This window comes from Paenibacillus sp. 2TAB23, assembly GCF_052115165.1.
In the GTDB taxonomy this organism is placed as follows: domain Bacteria; phylum Bacillota; class Bacilli; order Paenibacillales; family Paenibacillaceae; genus Pristimantibacillus.
The window spans coordinates 1-16,411 of sequence record NZ_JBFRGD010000005.1; the positions used below are offsets into that span (position 1 = coordinate 1).

Consider the following 16,411-nt stretch of genomic DNA (forward strand, 5'->3'; position numbering starts at 1 on the left):
TCCGCCGCTAACCTTGTCCCGAAGGACAAGATCCGCTCGACTTGCATGTATTAGGCACGCCGCCAGCGTTCGTCCTGAGCCAGGATCAAACTCTCCAAATTGGTGTTTGAAATGCTCATTACTTGTTATCGCTTTTTCGCTTATCCCGATGGATTTGCGAGGCAGTTGTTACTCGTTGTTCAGTTTTCAAAGAGCAATCTTTTCTTTCGTGTCGACCGTGTGTCTCGTTGGCGACCTAGATAATATATCACGTTCGCCTATAGCATTGCAAGTGTTTTTTTCATTTTTAACGTTTTTTTCTTTAGGATATCATTTTGCACCTTTTTTTCCGTGTCTTAACGTCTGTTTAACGAGCTAATTCAAACAGAACAACCTATTGTAAGATTCCTATTTGTTGCAAATTTATTCTCCTCCATTTCCAACATGAGAAATGAATTTCTCAGTCTGGATAAATTATCTCCTCCAATTTAGCTTTTAGAACATACATTTGTATACAAAAAAACAAGCACATCAATATACCTTCTGAAAGCATTCTTCAGGCAGCATTTAAGTGCTTGCTTCAAACATCGTCAATATAATTACCTCAATACTTCCTTAATATGAAGTTGCCGCTCATTAATTAGATTAACAATGACACCTTCAATGGAAACCCAAGGCCTTGTTGGGTAGTTATGATCCGAGAATACAATTTCTCCAATTCTCTCATCACTAAGTCTTACAATAGTCCCATTATGGAACTGTGTTGCCTTCTCGACGAAGATGCGCACATAAGTGGGATCAAGCTTACCGAAAGCATCGCTTTGGATTTGCTCCAGCACCAAATATGGAGATACCGCTTTTCTATAAGCTTTGTTTAAGGTCATGGCATGGAAGATATCTGCGATAGCCACAATCTTGGCATAAGGATTTATTTTCGTTGCATCAATTCCAAGCGGATATCCCGTGCCATCAACCTTTTCATGATGCTGCAGTGCGGCCATTTTAACACCTTCATTTAATGCAGGTACATTTTTGAGCAGTTGATAGCCAAGTACGGTATGACGCATCATTTCTTCTTTTTCTTCTACAGACAATGAATTAGGCTTTGTAAGGATAGACTTATCTATCTTTACGTTCCCGATATCATGAAGCAAACCGGCAAATGCGATTTGCATCCAATCTTTCTGTGGGAAGCCCGTCCATTGTGCAATTTGATAAGAGGTTAAAGCGCAGGTGATGCTGTTATGAAGCAAATAATCTTTCTCCATAAATTGACGCGGCGCAAAAGTGAGTAAATTATAGCTTTTGATGTGCTCGAGCAATTTTTCCAGTTGCTTGCGAATATCCATAACAGGTAGTGCTTGGCCAGCAACAAAAGAATTAAAAACTTGGCGCAGCACAATAACCATTTTGTCATACTCTTCATGAAGGGGAGATGCAACGATAGTCGGACTCGACTCTTGGCCGGCATCCTCAACTGTGTCCTCACGCGTTTTGCTTACAGCTTGGTTTGATTCGATCTCTACACTTGTAATGAGGAATGCTTGCAGGATTTCCATTTCTTTAGGCGTAACTACCTTACCCTTTTGAAACAGAACACCGCCAAGTGGAGTGAGGACATCTTCAATGATTTTATCGCCTAATTTAAGATGTAATAACGTTACCGCCGCCACGAGAGTCCTCTCCCCTATGTATGAATATACTTGCCATTTATTTTGTTAACTAAAACACAAGCTGACCCGCAGGTTGGCGGTATCAGCTATGTTTATTCCTATTCGATTGGCATTTCGCCGTTTTCTTCCTCTTCGCCCTCTTCGAGAGCCTCGCTCTCTTCGCTGCGCGCTACACGCGTAACCGTCGCTACGGTATCGTCTTCGCGTGTGTTGATGAGTTTGACGCCTTGCGTGTTACGGCCCATCGTCGAGATTCCTTCCATGCTGGTTCGAATCATCGTTCCGGAAGCAGTCATAATCATAAGGTCCTCGTCATTCTCTACAACCTTAAGCGAAACGATCGGACCATTCTTATCCGTTACGTTAAGAGTTTTAATACCCTTGCCGCCGCGGTTCTGAATGCGGTAATCCGCAACCGGTGTTCGTTTGCCGTAGCCTTTGGAGGTAACGATCAAGATGTCCTTATCCGGTACGATAACATCCATATCAATAACTGTGTCGTTATCGTCAAGCTGGATGCCTTTCACGCCAGTTGCAGAGCGTCCCATAGATCGAACATCCTGTTCGGAGTATCGAATGGACATCCCCTCGGCAGTACCCATTATGATCTCCTGGTTGCCGTCAGTCAGCTTCACGCCAATTAGATCATCATCCTCGCGGAGCGAGATAGCAATGAGACCTACTTTACGGATGTTGACATAATCATCAAGCGGAGTTTTCTTCACAACCCCTTGTCTTGTAGCAAAGAACAAGAAGTGCTCTGAATCAAATTCCTGAACCGGAATAACCGCATTAATGGTCTCACCTTGTTCAATTTGAATAAGGTTGATGATCGGCGTTCCGCGCGCAGTACGATTAAGATCAGGTATCTCGTAAGCTTTTAGCTTATATACCTTGCCTTTATTCGTAAAGAACAGGAGGTAGTGATGCGTATTGGAGACGAATAGATGCTCGACAAAATCATCATCCTTTGTTCCCATTCCAACAACGCCTTTACCACCCCGTTTCTGGCTGCGATAAGTACCGACCGGCAAACGCTTGATATAGCCGGTATGCGTAATCGAGATAATAACATCCTCGCGTGGAATGAGATCCTCATCCATAATTTCCTCATCACTTGCCATTAGTTCTGTGCGACGGTCATCGCCGAAACGTTCTTTCAATTCGGCAAGCTCTGTGCTGATTATATCCAGTACGAGCTGCTCGTCGGCAAGAATAGCTTTATATTCAGCAATTTTCCGCATAAGCTCCGCGTATTCTGCTTCAATTTTATCTCTTTCCAGTCCAGTCAGACGCTGCAAACGCATATCTAGAATTGCTTGAGCTTGCTCATGACTGAGTGAGAATCTCGTTATCAATCCTTCACGAGCTTGATCTGCCGTTTGAGATGCACGAATTAACGCGATTACCTCATCCAGGTGGTCAAGAGCAATGCGCAAGCCTTCCAAAATATGCGCACGTGCTTCTGCCTTTTTCAGTTCAAATTCGGTGCGGCGACGAATAACCTCGATTTGATGCTGCAAATAATGATATAGCATATCGCGAATATTCAAAGTCTTAGGCTCGCCATTAACTAGCGCCAGCATGTTGATCCCGAAGTTGGATTGCAACTGCGTGTGCTTATATAAGTTATTGAGCACAATGCTTGGATTCACATCGCGGCGAAGCTCAATGACAACACGCATCCCGTTACGATCAGATTCATCTCGCAAATCGGTGATGCCCTCGATTTTCTTCTCTCGCACAAGCTCAGCTATCTTCTCGACTAAACGTGCTTTAATGACTTGATACGGCAGCTCATGCACAATAATGCGCGCTTTGCCGTTGTTCTCCTCAATAGTCGCACGCGCACGCATCGTTACGGACCCTCTACCTGTCAAATAAGCTTGACGGATTCCTTGGCGCCCCATTACAAAAGCAGCTGTCGGGAAATCTGGACCTTTTATATATTCCATTAATTCGACTGGCGTAATATCAGGATTCACAATAAGCGCCTGAACCCCATCGATAACCTCGTTTAGGTTATGCGGTGGAATGTTCGTTGCCATACCGACTGCAATTCCCGTAACTCCATTGACTAGAAGGTTAGGATAACGAGCAGGCAGTACAACCGGCTCCGATTCTTCACCGTCATAGTTGGGAGCGAAATCGATTGTTTCCTTGTTAATATCACGCAGCAGCTCCATTGCAATTTTGGAGAGACGAGCCTCTGTATATCGCATGGCTGCTGCAAAGTCACCATCTATCGAGCCAAAGTTCCCATGTCCATCAACGAGCATGTAACGCATGGAGAAATCCTGTGCCATCCGAACCATCGATTCATACACGGCCGAATCACCGTGAGGATGGTACTTACCGATTACTTCTCCAACTATTCTCGCAGATTTCTTATGGGGCTTGTCCGGTGACATGCCTAGCTCAGACATCGCATACAAAATACGTCGATGCACGGGCTTAAGTCCATCCCTAACATCGGGAAGAGCACGGCTTACAATGATACTCATTGCGTAATCCATAAAGGAATCCCGCATCTCCGTACCAATATCCCGGTCTTTTATAGATATACGTTGTTCTTCCGCCATGATTTACCTCCCTGACGCCATCTATAGCTAATCTTAAATCAACATAACCTTATATTTCTTTCTCAAAAAGCGAGCATATAAACCTTTTTCGCTCGTGCTTTCGGAATTCCCGTAAATCTCTTGTCAATTTTCGTTAAAAATAGGTGAATTACCGCTCTCCATACATAAAAAGCTGCCATAAAATAAACAGACCCAACTTTCATTATACCACTCAATTCCAAGTCTGTCTCCTTCATCATTTGATTTCCCATTGAAGATCAGAAACAGCGAGAGAGGAGAAAATTCGTTGACCATTCAACGTGTTAAGAGTAAATGGGCTAAAACCAAAATTATGCTTAAATCGGATTATTTACGTCAGTTCATGCCCGTTACCAAACTGTTTGACCGTACTAATCTGCGTACGATGTTGAATGAGTACGGAATGGTTTACTTCAAGCCCATCAATGGCACCTTTGGCAATGGTGTTACGCGAATAGAAAGGACAACGACACCATCTCTCGGCTACCGATACCAGTTGGATACCAAGATCATGTTCTTCTCCAGCTTCGAGCAGCTTTATCAGTACCTATCGAAGCAAAAGAAAGGTAGAAGCCACATTGTACAAAAAGGAATCCACCTGCTGCGTCATCAAAAGCGGCGATTCGACATTCGGGTTATGGTACAGAAGAACCCTCGCAATGTATGGGAAGCGACCGGCATTATCGGGCGACTTGCCCATCCTGCAAAAATTGTAACAAACTATCATAGCGGGGGAACTCCTATGGCGATCGAGCGGCTAATGAGTGATCACGCCAGCCCCTCCGAGCTTGCCGCCTTTAAAAACCGGTTACGGAAGCTGAGCATTACAATAGCCAACAACCTCGAAGCTTCTTATCCTCGTTTGAAGGAGATCGGTGTCGACATCGCCATTGATGCGAAGCTACATCCTTGGATTCTGGAAGTAAATACGCTGCCGGATCCGTTTATTTTCCGAAAATTGCCCGATCAAAGCGTTTTCCACAAGGTTTACCGCTATGCGATAGCTTACGGTCGATTCAAGCGTAAACGGGTGAAGCCGTCCTCTGGCGGCTAAGCTAACGTTTCGCGTAGAAATATAGAGAAAGTTTGCAGCATGATATCCTTTCCTATATTTCAAAAAAAGAAGCAGGCGTCCATAACGGGCGGCTGCTTCTTTTCCCTTTGTTTGCTTAGAAATCCAAGTTGGTTACGTATCTAGCGTATTTCTGAATGAAATCACGGCGCGGTTCAACGTTGTCGCCCATGAGCGTGTCGAAAACAACATCCGCTTCGATCGCATCCTCAATGGTTACCTGCAGCATCGTACGGCTCTCTGGGTCCATCGTTGTCTCCCATAGCTGCGTAGCGTTCATCTCGCCTAGTCCTTTATAGCGCTGGACATTCACTTTAACGCCTTCACCAAACTCGGCAATAATCCGATCACGTTCCTTTTCGGTCTGTGCATAGCGGATAACCTTATTCCGTTCAATCTTGAAGAGCGGCGGCTGAGCGATATAAATATAACCTGCATCTATGATTTGTCGCATGTACCGATAGAAGAACGTCAGCATTAGCGTACGAATGTGAGCGCCATCGACGTCGGCATCGGTCATGATTATGATTTTGTGGTATCTAGCTTTGGCGAGATCAAAGTCATCGCTAATACCGGTTCCAAGCGCTGTTATGATTGCCCGAATCTCTGCATTGCCAAGAATACGGTCAAGACGCGCTTTCTCAACGTTAAGGATTTTACCCCGCAGCGGCAAAATAGCTTGGAAGTGACGGTCACGTCCTTGCTTTGCAGATCCGCCTGCAGAGTCACCTTCTACGATGTACAGTTCGCTAATCGATGCATCCTTGGAGGAACAGTCGGCAAGCTTGCCGGGAAGCGAGCCAACCTCAAGAGCGCTTTTGCGACGAGTGAGCTCACGAGCTTTGCGCGCTGCTTCACGGGCACGTGCGGCCTGCAGCCCTTTTTCGATGATTTTGCGTGATACGGACGGATTCTCTTCGAGAAACTCCTGAAGCTTCTCAGCAAAAAACGACTCTACAATTCCGCGAACCTCGCTGTTGCCCAGCTTGGTTTTCGTCTGGCCCTCGAATTGCGGCTCAGGAATCTTAACGGAAATGATAGCCGTCAAGCCTTCGCGCACATCGTCTCCGGAGAAGTTCGAATCATTATCCTTAATCAGGTTGGATTTGCGTGCATAGTCATTGATGATACGTGTCAGAGCGCTCTTAAAGCCGGACTCATGCGTACCACCCTCATGCGTATTAATGTTATTGGCAAAGGAATGAATGTTCTCTGTATAGCTGTCGTTGTATTGCAACGCAACCTCTACATGAATATGATCCTTCGACCCTTCCACATAAATCGGCTGCTCATGAAGCGGCTCCCGGGTACGGTTCAAATACTTTACGAACTCGATTAGTCCGCCCTCGTACATAAATGTATTCGATACACCCGTGCGCTCATCGGACAGTACAATTTCAATGCCTTTATTCAAAAACGCCAGCTCGCGGATACGCGATTGCAGCGTTTCATAATCAAAAACGGTTGTTTCCGTAAAAATCTCGCTATCCGGCGTAAACGTAGTCTGTGTGCCCGTTTCCGTCGTATCTCCGATAATTTTGATATCATATTGCGGAGCGCCTTTACGGTATTCTTGCTGATAGATATGTCCTTCACGTTTAACTTGAACAATGACGAGCTCGGACAGCGCGTTTACGACAGATATACCGACGCCATGCAAGCCGCCGGATACTTTATAGCCCTCACCGCCGAATTTACCTCCGGCATGCAAAACCGTCATTACGACCTCAAGGGTCGATTTCTTCAGTTTCGTATTCTCTCCCACAGGAATGCCGCGTCCATTATCGATAACGGTTATGCTGTTATTCTCGTGAATAATTACTTGGATTCTTGAGCAAAAACCGGCCAAAGCCTCGTCAATACTGTTATCGACAACCTCCCATACGAGATGATGAAGACCTTTGCCACTGGTGGAGCCAATATACATCCCCGGACGTTTGCGTACCGCCTCTAATCCTTCCAAGACCTGTATCTGACTCTCGTCATACGTATGCTGCTCCAAAGACATGCAACTTCACTGCTCCTCTCAACTGCTGTTCCTGACCGCCCTCGCTCTAGCCGTTCGCTGCAAAATGATGTGCTCTTTTCTTAAGCGTAGAGGAAGAAATAGGCGAATAATATATTTTCTGCTTCGTTACAACGATCGATTTCGGCTCTTCCTCGCCTATCGTTTCAACGTCCTTGCGTTTTCGTGCTCCCGCAACAAATTGCTTGGAGAGTTTGGAGGATTGCTCGATAGAAATATCAAAGATGGCCACGAGCTCCGCAGCCCGAATTATTTTCTCGCCGCCCAAATGGATGTACATGTCCTCTTCCTCACCTCTCCTATTCGCACCTAACGCGTCACTTGGCCGTTTTTCACATGGTAGATGCCGGCATCCTGAAGTTTGCTCACATTCACGCTTTCAAGGCCGGTCGTTGTAATAAAGGTTTGTACTTTGCTTTGAAACGTCTCAATAAGCTGTGTTTGACGATTCTGATCGAGCTCAGACAACACATCGTCAAGCAGGAGAATCGGATACTCGCCGATTTCCTCGTTAATGAGCTCTATTTCTGCCAATTTTAAAGATAAGGCCGTCGTTCGCTGCTGCCCTTGAGAGCCGAATGTCTGCGCTTCTTTGCCGTTTATAAAAAACGCCAGATCATCGCGATGCGGTCCCACTAGCGTAACCCCTCTGCGAATCTCCTGATCTTTCACCTGTGTTAACTTTATCATAAATTGATCAAATAAAACAGTTTCATCTTGCTGGGCATCCGCATCAAAAGACGGGCGATACTCTATTGTGAGTTGTTCAGCCCCGTTCGTTATGCCTGCATGGATCTGTTCTGCAAACGTTTGTAATTTATGTATGAAGTGTTTCCTTTTTTTCATGATTTTAACACCATGCTCCGCTAGCTGCATGTTCCACACATCCAGCATCGTTTGATTAGCCCCTCCAGGATAAGCAGCTTTCAAAAAATTATTGCGCTGCTGCAGCACCTTCCCGTACTGCTGGAGAGTATACAAATAGCCGGGCTGCACCTGACCGATTTCCATATCGAGAAACCGTCTTCGCACACCCGGCGTACCTTTTACAATTTCAAGATCCTCCGGCGCGAACATCACGACATTCACGGATCCGATGAAATCGCTAAGCTTACGTTGTTCTAGTCCGTTGATTTTGGCTTTCTTTCCTTGTGACGAATAGAGGAGATCCAGCTTAATCGATCCATATTTTTTATCGACCTCGCCTGAAATGCGCGCAGAATCCGCTTGCCAGCCGATAAGCTCTTTGTCCTTCGATGTGCGATGGGATTTCGTTAACGCGAGCACGAATATCGCTTCAAGCAGATTCGTTTTTCCTTGGGCATTCGGGCCCAAAAACACATTAACCTTATTCGGCGTTTGCAGATCGATCTCGGTATAGTTGCGGTAATTTTGCAGCTGTATGCTTGTTAAAAACACGTTTCGACCTCCAGGTCCCTTGGTGCGTTACGCTTTTCCAACCGTGAATGCGCCGCAGCCCTCAACCTCTACTTTATCCCCTACATATAGCTTCCTGCCACGGCGATTGTCCGCTTCTCCGTTAATGATAACCGTGTTCTCCTGCAGAAAAAACTTTGCGTGGCCGCCTGTCGAGATGCAATCGGACAGCTTCAAGAACTGTCCAAGCGTTATATATTCGGTCTTGATTTTAATTTCTTTCATCGGGTTTAATCATTCCTTTCTCTGCTTATGCCTGGCATTTAGCCTGTTGTCCGGTAAGGCAGAATGACGTACATGCTGTATGCGTGATCCATCGGCCTGATAATGATGGGGCTCATAGCTCCTGTAAAGCCAAAAAACAGCTGCTCACTGTCAATTACTTTTAGAACATCAAGCATATACTTGGAGTTAAATGCAATTCTAAGCGGATCGCCGTTGAATTCCTTCGCTTCAAGCTGCTCGGTTACTCGTCCAAGCTCTGTAGAGCTTGATGAAATTTCAATTGTTCCGTCTTCCAGCGTCATAAGGCGAACGATATTCGTTTTTTCCTCACGCGACATCAGATACGCACGGTCAATGGCATCCATTACATTTTTTGTATCGAGAACAAGTTCTGTTTTGAATGTCTGCGGAATAATCTTAGAAGTATCGGGATAGATGCCATCCAGGATACGGGTATAGAACAACACGTTGCCAAGCTTAAATAAAACTTGATTGTCTGCTACGACAATATCAACTAATGCATTTTGCTCGGGTACGAGCTTGGAGAGCTCAATTAATGTTTTGGCAGAAATAACGACATTGCTGAATTTAAACTGTGCATCCGTGTCAACTTGAGCGGTACGGCTGGCAAGTCTATGGCGGTCAGTGGCGATGAATTTAAGCTCGCCTTCTAAAAGGTTCCAAAGCACCCCTGTCAAAATAGGCGTTTGTTCGCTCGCCGAAGCTGCTAGCACGGTTTGACGAATCATCGCTTTTAATAGATCGCCTGGCATTTGCAAAACTTCGTTCTGCTCAATGGATGGAAGTACTGGGAACTCTTCAGGGTCAAGACCAACCATCTGGATTTCTGTGGAGCCTGAACGAATCATCGTTTGATAAGTTGGGCTGACTTCGATCATTACTTGCTCGGAAGGAAGTTTTTTTACGATTTCCACAAAAAACTTTGCTGGAAGTACAACGCTGCCAGGCTTATCCACATGTGCAATAACGAATTGATCTCTTTCCACAGGGATGAAGCTTTGGATGGAAATATCGGTATCGCTTGCGGTTAGCGTTACGCCTAAATGAGTGACTTCGATTTTGATACCGCCAAGAATCGGTATGGCAGGGCGTGAAGAGGCAGCTTTGGCTACTTGCTGAATCGCATCGTTTAGTTCATTTTTTGAAATGGTTAATTTCATGGTTTCACTCCTAGCGTTCTTATAAATAGATTCATGTATGATTGCGCGAAATCGGTTTTGGGTTTCAAAAACAGGCGATAGCCGTTTACGCTTTAAATATAAGATGGCTATGTCATTTTTTTACGTAGCACACTGCTTATATTTTCACGCGAAACGAGCATTTGCTGCCGAAGGAACGCAATTGCCGTTTACGCTTATTTGATGATGTTTTTTTAAAGATTTTTAGTAGTCGTAGTAGTAGGGGCACTGAATATGTGGATAACCCCGTGGAAGACCGATAAAGCAAGCCTATCCACATGTGCATAGCGTGTGCATAGGCTTGCTTAGTTGTTCACATATGATTTTTGATTTTTTCGGTCAAGTTTTGAACGATTTTGTATAGATCCTGATCGATCTTCAATTGCTGCGTAATTTTCTCATGTGCATGGATGACCGTGGTATGATCTCGGCCCCCGAACGCCTCTCCAATCTTAGGAAGCGAGAAGTCGGTGAGCTCCCTGGACAGATACATGGCAATTTGCCTCGGATAGGCAACGGCTTTTGTTCGTTTCCGCGCTTTAAATTCCTCTAGACGCAGTCCGTAGAATTCGCCTACTTTTGTTTGAATATCATGCATTGTTATCATTCTTGGCCTGCTGGATGGAATGATATCCTTGAGCGCTTCCGCCGCCAAATGCGACGTAATATCTGCATTTATAAGGGATGAATAGGCGACTACCCGTATGAGGGCACCCTCCAATTCACGAATGTTCGTGTCGATTTGGTTAGCGATATAGATCATTGCCTCGTTTGGAATATCCAGGTTTTCCGCTCTAGCCTTTTTGCGAAGAATCGCGATCCGTGTCTCCAGGTCCGGAGGTTGAATGTCGGTAATAAGCCCCCACTCGAAGCGTGAGCGCAAGCGCTCCTCCAACGTCGGAATTTCCTTTGGCGGCCTATCACTAGAGATAACGATTTGCTTCCGTTCTTCATGGAGCGCGTTAAACGTATGGAAAAACTCTTCCTGCGTCTGTTCTTTCCCTGCCAGAAACTGAATATCATCGATTAGCAGCACATCGATATTGCGGTATTTGGTGCGAAAGCTTTCGCCTCGGTTATCCCGAATGGCGTTAATAAATTCGTTCGTAAATTTCTCGGACGAAATATATAGAACCTTCGTATTTGGGTTGTGATCCATAATATAATGACCAATTGCATGCATTAAGTGGGTTTTGCCAAGCCCGACGCCCCCATATAGAAACAAGGGATTGTACGCTTTGGCGGGTGCTTCGGCCACAGCAAGCGAGGCTGCGTGTGCGAAACGGTTGTTGGCCCCAATAACAAATGTATCAAATGTATATTTGGGGTTAAGCATATGAGTAGGCGTTGCTTCTTCACTCATTACAGGCGAATGCACCGCTTTCGGCGGGAACATATATGCCGGCTCGGTACCTTTAGGCTCCTCGATAGAGAAACGCACGTCCACTTGTCTACCCAAAAACTCAAAAAGCGTTGTTCTGATTAGCTTCGTATAACGGCCTTCCAGCCATTCGGCCGCAAATGTTGTCGGCGCTGTTACTTCAAGCATGGAATCATCGACAAAAGAAGCCTTCGTCGCTTTGAACCAGGTGTCAAAGCTCGGCTTGCTTAATTTAGTCTGAATGATCGACAACACTTGCTGCCATAAATCATAGGTATGGCTGTCCACAGACTGTCACTCCTTATCCAAATCGCCACGAGTGGCGCAGTTGCAAGAAAAAATGTCGAAATTCAGGGTATTATAACGAAACCATCCACATTGTACCGTTTATTGAGCGGATGAGTTATAAATAGGGGATGAGTTTGTTCACAATGTTATCCACAGGCTGTTGATAAAACTGAGGCTGTATTGATCTAATCCACAATGAAAACATAATTATCATAGCAAAAGATCCCTTATATTTCAACGAATTCGCATATTTTATCCACATTCTCAACTGCTTGTGCATAAAAGTTATCTACACCACTACATATTGTTTATATCTTGTTAAGATTTCGACAAAGTTCGTTGTGGGCAGCTGTGGATTGTGCACATGTTATTAGTTTTTGATGAACAGGGGCTTTTCATGCGTTATCCACAGCGGCGATAGTTTTTATTTTTATCCACCATTTCATGCCGGAGGCGATCATTGACTTTTGAGCGCTAACATGGTTTAATAAAAAAAGCGTTTTTTTAAATATAAGGCGATATAAGTAGCACACTTATTGACATTCTTATATTTCACCGCGAAACGATGCTGCTCCGTCGACTTAGACGGCGAGAGCCGTTTACGCTTGATTGGAAACACGCAGTATAGGAGGTGCAGAACGATGAGACCTACATTTAGACCTAATGTAAGCAAACGCGCGAAAGTGCATGGATTCCGCAAACGGATGAGCACGAAGAACGGACGTAAAGTTTTGGCAGCGCGTCGTCAAAGAGGAAGAAAAGTACTGAGCGCATAAGCAGAAGACCACGTCCGGTGGTCTTTTTTTTTTGCTTATGAGGATGAGGAGCGGGGAGCAGGCTGCTTATGCTGCTCACTTGCTGGCGATACTTAGAAGATCAATGAGGGAACGGTGGCCATCAGTCGTGCATAGAAAATTGCGTCTTCGCAACCGTGAAGACTTCAGTCGGATTTATCGAGGCGGCAAATCGTTTGCGAATGGGCAGTTTGTCGTTTATTGGTCTAAGCAGCCTTCGGCGGACCCATTTCGCCTTGGCGTTTCCGCGAGTAAAAAAATAGGCAATGCGGTTGTTCGCAATCGGATGCGTCGAATGATCAAAGAGATAGTCCGCCATCAAGCGAATCGGATTGTTCCCAGGACCGACTTCATTCTAATAGTAAGAAAGCCTGCTACGTTAATGAAGATGAAGGAAATGGAGAAGAGCGTACTGCATGTGTTAAAGAAAGCGGGATTGCTGAAAAGCACGGCAAATACGAAGGAAAAGCGGGTAGATTAGCGTTTTTTTGCCGGCTTGCTTCGCGTGCTCAAAATTCGATCTTTTACACGGACGAAGAAAGCGGATGCATGGCAGGTCTCGTTGTTTCTTTGTCCCATAAATTATGGTATAGTCTAGATTGAAAATGTAGTATTGTATGAGATATACAATGCCTGTATTTTGTCTTGAATCACATGCTGCGCCGCAAGGGTACGGACATAGCCGTTAAAGCTTGAAATATAAGATAAGGTATGAGCGTTTCTTCTATACATAGCTTATGTTTCACTTCGCGACGAGTTTTGCCGAAAGAACGGCTTTTGCCGTTATACGCTTGATGTAAATGCTCTTAGAGAGGAGTTTTAATGTTGTTGTTTTGGACTAAAAACAAGAAATGGATTTTAGTGCTTGGCCTTGTCATGCTTATGGGTGTGCTTGCAGGCTGCGGCGCGCCAACAACCCAGACGACGGAGACCGCCGACTTATTGAAGGGGAACTTCTGGGAGAAAAACGTCGTTTATTATTTTGCAATTACGCTTGATACGTTCGCAGGCTGGTTTAATGAGTCTTACGGACTTGCTATATTGCTCCTGACGATTATTGTAAGAACGTTGATATTACCATTAACGCTGAAACAATACCGCAGCTCGAAAGCGATGCAAGCTCTGCAGCCACAGATGGCTGAAATTAAGAAAAAACATAAGGATAACCCGCAGAAGCAGCAGGAAGAAACGATGAAGCTGTTTCAAACGCATAAGGTTAATCCAATGGCAGGCTGCTTGCCGCTAATCGTTCAAATGCCGATTTTTATCGCGCTTTATAATTCCATTTATAAAAACCCTGATATTCGTGAGCATACGTTTTTATGGCTGGAGCTTGGAGAGAAGGATCCTTATTACATTCTTCCGATACTAGCCGCTGCTACGACTTTCATTCAATCCAAAATGATGCAGAAGCAGCAAACGCAAACGATGCCCGGTATGGGGATGATGCTGGCGATTTTCCCAGTGCTTATCTTTGTAATGGCGCTTTCGTTCCCGGCAGCTTTGCCTCTATATTGGGTTTACAGCAACATTTACACCATTGTACAAAACTACTTCCTGTATGTTCGTTCATCTGACAAGGGCAAGGAGGTCCCTGCGAAATGAAGAAAATCATTGCATCAGGGAAAACGGTAGAAGATGCTGTACGTAACGGATTATCACAATTGCAAGTCACTGAAGACCGCGTTAAGCAAGTTGTGCTTGAACAGCCGACCAAAGGATTTTTTGGACTGTTTGGCGCAAAAGAAGCGAAAGTTGAGCTTGAGCTAATTCCCGATCCGATGCTGGAAGCGGAGCAATTTCTCCGTGAAGTAGCTGGTACGATGGGGTTGCAAGTGAACATCGATCGAAAGCAAACAAGAGAAGGAACTCATCTGTCTGTAACAGGCAGTGGCGACCTTGGTATGCTGATTGGACGTCGCGGACAAACGTTGGATGCATTACAGTACTTGGTTAACATTGTGGCAAATCGTTACTCTGACAGTCATTTGCGTATCGTTCTTGATGCAGAGGATTTTCGTGAGCGCCGCCGCAAAACGTTAGCGGATTTATCCGATCGTTTAGCGGGACGAGTAATTCGCACTAGGAAAGAGGTTGTCCTGGAGCCGATGTCGCCGCATGAGCGCAAAGTTATTCATTCGCAATTGCAGAACCACCCTAAGGTGAAAACATTCAGTAAAGGCGATGAGCCCAACCGGCGCGTCGTCATCGCACTCAGACAATAAGGTTAACCTTATAAAAGTATACGAATCAATACGCTATCCACAGCAATGGCTCATAATGGTCATTGCTGTTTTTCCATTTGAGAGGTGCTGACAGCAATGGTACATGATACGATAGCAGCCATTTCGACAGCGGTCGGAGAAGGCGGTATCGCTATAATACGAGTTAGCGGCCCGGAGGCAATTACCGGAATCGCTACTGTTTTTCGTTCGAAAATTGATCTTAAAGATGCCGATACACATACGCTGCACTATGGGCATATTGTTGATCCGCTATCTGGTGAAAAAGTTGAAGAGGTACTTGTTACGCTTATGCGGGGACCGCGTTCCTTCACTGCGGAGGATGTTGTTGAAATTAATGCACATGGCGGTGTTATAGCCGTTAAAAAGGTGCTTGATGTTGTATTGCAGCTAGAGGGCTACCGTACGGCTGAACCGGGGGAGTTCACGAAGCGGGCATTCCTGAATGGACGCATTGATCTCATGCAAGCGGAGGCTGTTATCGATTTAATCAGGTCTAAGTCAGATCGAGCGTTCTCTGTTGCTCGCAAGCAAGCAGAAGGCGTATTATCTAAACGAATTAAAGCATTGCGGCAGACGGTTATTGAGCTGCTTGCCCATATTGAAGTGAATATCGATTATCCGGAGCATGACGTGGAGGAAATGACGAATGCTTTTATTCGTGACCAATGCGATTCTGCTATTGATGAAATAGATCGTTTGTTAAAAACGGCGAATGAAGGCAAGATATTACGGGAAGGGATCGTAACCGCTATTGTGGGACGACCCAATGTCGGCAAGTCCTCGCTGATGAATGTGCTGACGCAGGAGAATAAGGCGATTGTTACCGATATCCCAGGAACGACGCGCGACGTCATTGAGCAATTTGTAGCGCTTAATGGCATACCGCTTCGGTTGCTTGATACTGCAGGTATCCGAGAGACGACAGATGTAGTCGAACGTATTGGTGTGGAACGCTCACGCAATGCGTTGGAGGAGGCTGATCTTATTCTGCTTGTGCTTAACTATAATGAGCCGTTGCAAATGGATGATCGAGAGCTTTTGCTGCAAATGAAGGGTCGTCCGGTCATTGCGATCATTAATAAGACTGACTTGCCGCGTCAATTAGAAATTGAGGTGGTGGAGGAGTCGATTGCTGCTGATTCGATCGTGAAAATGTCGGTTCTTGAGGAAGACGGTCTCGACCGTTTGGAAAAAACAATAAGTGAAATGTTTTTCGAAGGGCAGCTCGAATCAGGGGATTTGACCTATGTGAGCAATGTTCGACATATAGCATTATTAAAACGGGCAAAACAATCACTAGTTGATGCGATCGATGCTTCAGATTCCGGCATTCCGATCGACCTCATTCAAATCGATGCTCGTTCAGCTTGGGAATCATTAGGTGAGATCCTTGGCGATGAAGCTGGCGATTCGTTGATTGATCAAATATTTTCGCAGTTCTGCTTAGGAAAGTAGATGCCGTCAGTCGCTTTTATATACGCAAGATGATAA

Annotated in this window: 14 protein-coding genes and 1 rRNA gene; 6 read left to right on the forward strand and 9 right to left on the reverse strand. The window is 45.2% G+C overall.

Annotated features, from left to right (window positions below; translation table 11 throughout):
- From AB4Z29_RS09500 to gyrA, 3 genes are all read right to left on the reverse strand, one after another.
- Window positions 1-101: ribosomal RNA gene (locus AB4Z29_RS09500) — 16S ribosomal RNA — on the reverse strand; the annotation flags it as partial.
- 477 nt (window positions 102-578) lie between these two features.
- On the reverse strand, window positions 579-1,652 hold the full coding sequence (locus tag AB4Z29_RS09505; RefSeq protein WP_441942827.1) for an HD-GYP domain-containing protein: 1,074 nt from the start codon (window positions 1,650-1,652) through the stop codon (window positions 579-581).
- A gap of 98 nt (window positions 1,653-1,750) precedes the next feature.
- On the reverse strand, window positions 1,751-4,234 hold the full coding sequence (gene gyrA, locus AB4Z29_RS09510) for a DNA gyrase subunit A (protein WP_441942828.1): 2,484 nt from the start codon (window positions 4,232-4,234) through the stop codon (window positions 1,751-1,753).
- Window positions 4,235-4,520: 286 nt separating this feature from the next.
- Between gyrA and AB4Z29_RS09515 the strand changes: the two genes are divergently transcribed.
- Window positions 4,521-5,306, forward strand: coding sequence for a YheC/YheD family protein (locus AB4Z29_RS09515; RefSeq protein WP_441942829.1), 786 nt, complete (start codon window positions 4,521-4,523; stop codon window positions 5,304-5,306).
- 115 nt (window positions 5,307-5,421) lie between these two features.
- Here the strand turns inward: AB4Z29_RS09515 and gyrB are convergent, their stop codons facing one another.
- The 6 genes from gyrB to dnaA form a co-directional block, all read right to left on the reverse strand.
- The gene (gene gyrB, locus AB4Z29_RS09520) at window positions 5,422-7,332 is read right to left on the reverse strand and encodes a DNA topoisomerase (ATP-hydrolyzing) subunit B (RefSeq protein WP_441942830.1); all 1,911 of its coding nucleotides are present in this window, start codon (window positions 7,330-7,332) and stop codon (window positions 5,422-5,424) included.
- 46 nt (window positions 7,333-7,378) lie between these two features.
- Window positions 7,379-7,630 (reverse strand): extracellular matrix regulator RemB, encoded by a 252-nt coding sequence (gene remB, locus AB4Z29_RS09525; protein WP_012772007.1) that lies wholly within the window; start codon window positions 7,628-7,630, stop codon window positions 7,379-7,381.
- Window positions 7,631-7,659: 29 nt separating this feature from the next.
- Window positions 7,660-8,769, reverse strand: a complete 1,110-nt coding sequence (recF, locus tag AB4Z29_RS09530; RefSeq protein ID WP_183563460.1) for a DNA replication/repair protein RecF — start codon at window positions 8,767-8,769, stop codon at window positions 7,660-7,662.
- Between the two features lie 27 nt (window positions 8,770-8,796).
- Window positions 8,797-9,012 carry a S4 domain-containing protein YaaA gene (gene yaaA / locus AB4Z29_RS09535; protein WP_441942831.1) on the reverse strand — a complete coding sequence of 72 codons (216 nt, stop codon included), beginning with the start codon at window positions 9,010-9,012 and terminating at the stop codon, window positions 8,797-8,799.
- A gap of 38 nt (window positions 9,013-9,050) precedes the next feature.
- Window positions 9,051-10,193 (reverse strand): DNA polymerase III subunit beta, encoded by a 1,143-nt coding sequence (gene dnaN / locus AB4Z29_RS09540; RefSeq protein WP_441942832.1) that lies wholly within the window; start codon window positions 10,191-10,193, stop codon window positions 9,051-9,053.
- A gap of 331 nt (window positions 10,194-10,524) precedes the next feature.
- The gene (gene dnaA, locus AB4Z29_RS09545) at window positions 10,525-11,880 is read right to left on the reverse strand and encodes a chromosomal replication initiator protein DnaA (RefSeq protein ID WP_441942833.1); all 1,356 of its coding nucleotides are present in this window, start codon (window positions 11,878-11,880) and stop codon (window positions 10,525-10,527) included.
- A 641-nt stretch (window positions 11,881-12,521) separates the two neighbouring features.
- Here dnaA and rpmH point away from each other — a divergent pair.
- From rpmH to mnmE, 5 genes are all read left to right on the forward strand, one after another.
- The gene (gene rpmH / locus AB4Z29_RS09550) at window positions 12,522-12,656 is read left to right on the forward strand and encodes a 50S ribosomal protein L34 (RefSeq protein WP_054025773.1); all 135 of its coding nucleotides are present in this window, start codon (window positions 12,522-12,524) and stop codon (window positions 12,654-12,656) included.
- A 127-nt stretch (window positions 12,657-12,783) separates the two neighbouring features.
- Entirely contained in the window at window positions 12,784-13,155 is a 372-nt protein-coding gene (gene rnpA, locus AB4Z29_RS09555) for a ribonuclease P protein component (RefSeq protein WP_441942834.1), read from the forward strand.
- A 341-nt stretch (window positions 13,156-13,496) separates the two neighbouring features.
- Window positions 13,497-14,279 carry a YidC/Oxa1 family membrane protein insertase gene (locus AB4Z29_RS09560; RefSeq protein WP_183563445.1) on the forward strand — a complete coding sequence of 261 codons (783 nt, stop codon included), beginning with the start codon at window positions 13,497-13,499 and terminating at the stop codon, window positions 14,277-14,279.
- Window positions 14,276-14,899 carry an RNA-binding cell elongation regulator Jag/EloR gene (gene jag, locus AB4Z29_RS09565; RefSeq protein ID WP_441942835.1) on the forward strand — a complete coding sequence of 208 codons (624 nt, stop codon included), beginning with the start codon at window positions 14,276-14,278 and terminating at the stop codon, window positions 14,897-14,899. Before AB4Z29_RS09560 ends, jag begins: the two co-directional genes overlap by 4 nt.
- Window positions 14,900-14,995: 96 nt before the next feature.
- Complete coding sequence (gene mnmE, locus AB4Z29_RS09570; RefSeq protein WP_441942836.1) at window positions 14,996-16,375, forward strand: tRNA uridine-5-carboxymethylaminomethyl(34) synthesis GTPase MnmE; 1,380 nt, start codon at window positions 14,996-14,998, stop codon at window positions 16,373-16,375.
- Window positions 16,376-16,411 lie beyond the last annotated feature (36 nt).

Excerpts from the sequence above, each read along its gene's own strand:
- gyrA (WP_441942828.1), bottom strand. The coding sequence starts at position 4,234 with ATGGCGGAAGAACAACGTATATCTATAAAAGACCGGGATATTGGTACG.
- gyrB (WP_441942830.1), bottom strand. The coding sequence starts at position 7,332 with ATGTCTTTGGAGCAGCATACGTATGACGAGAGTCAGATACAGGTCTTG.
- remB (WP_012772007.1), bottom strand. The coding sequence starts at position 7,630 with ATGTACATCCATTTGGGCGGCGAGAAAATAATTCGGGCTGCGGAGCTC.
- yaaA (WP_441942831.1), bottom strand. The coding sequence starts at position 9,012 with ATGAAAGAAATTAAAATCAAGACCGAATATATAACGCTTGGACAGTTC.
- dnaN (WP_441942832.1), bottom strand. The coding sequence starts at position 10,193 with ATGAAATTAACCATTTCAAAAAATGAACTAAACGATGCGATTCAGCAA.
- rpmH (WP_054025773.1), top strand. The coding sequence starts at position 12,522 with ATGAGACCTACATTTAGACCTAATGTAAGCAAACGCGCGAAAGTGCAT.
- AB4Z29_RS09560 (WP_183563445.1), top strand. The coding sequence starts at position 13,497 with ATGTTGTTGTTTTGGACTAAAAACAAGAAATGGATTTTAGTGCTTGGC.
- jag (WP_441942835.1), top strand. The coding sequence starts at position 14,276 with ATGAAGAAAATCATTGCATCAGGGAAAACGGTAGAAGATGCTGTACGT.
- mnmE (WP_441942836.1), top strand. The coding sequence starts at position 14,996 with ATGGTACATGATACGATAGCAGCCATTTCGACAGCGGTCGGAGAAGGC.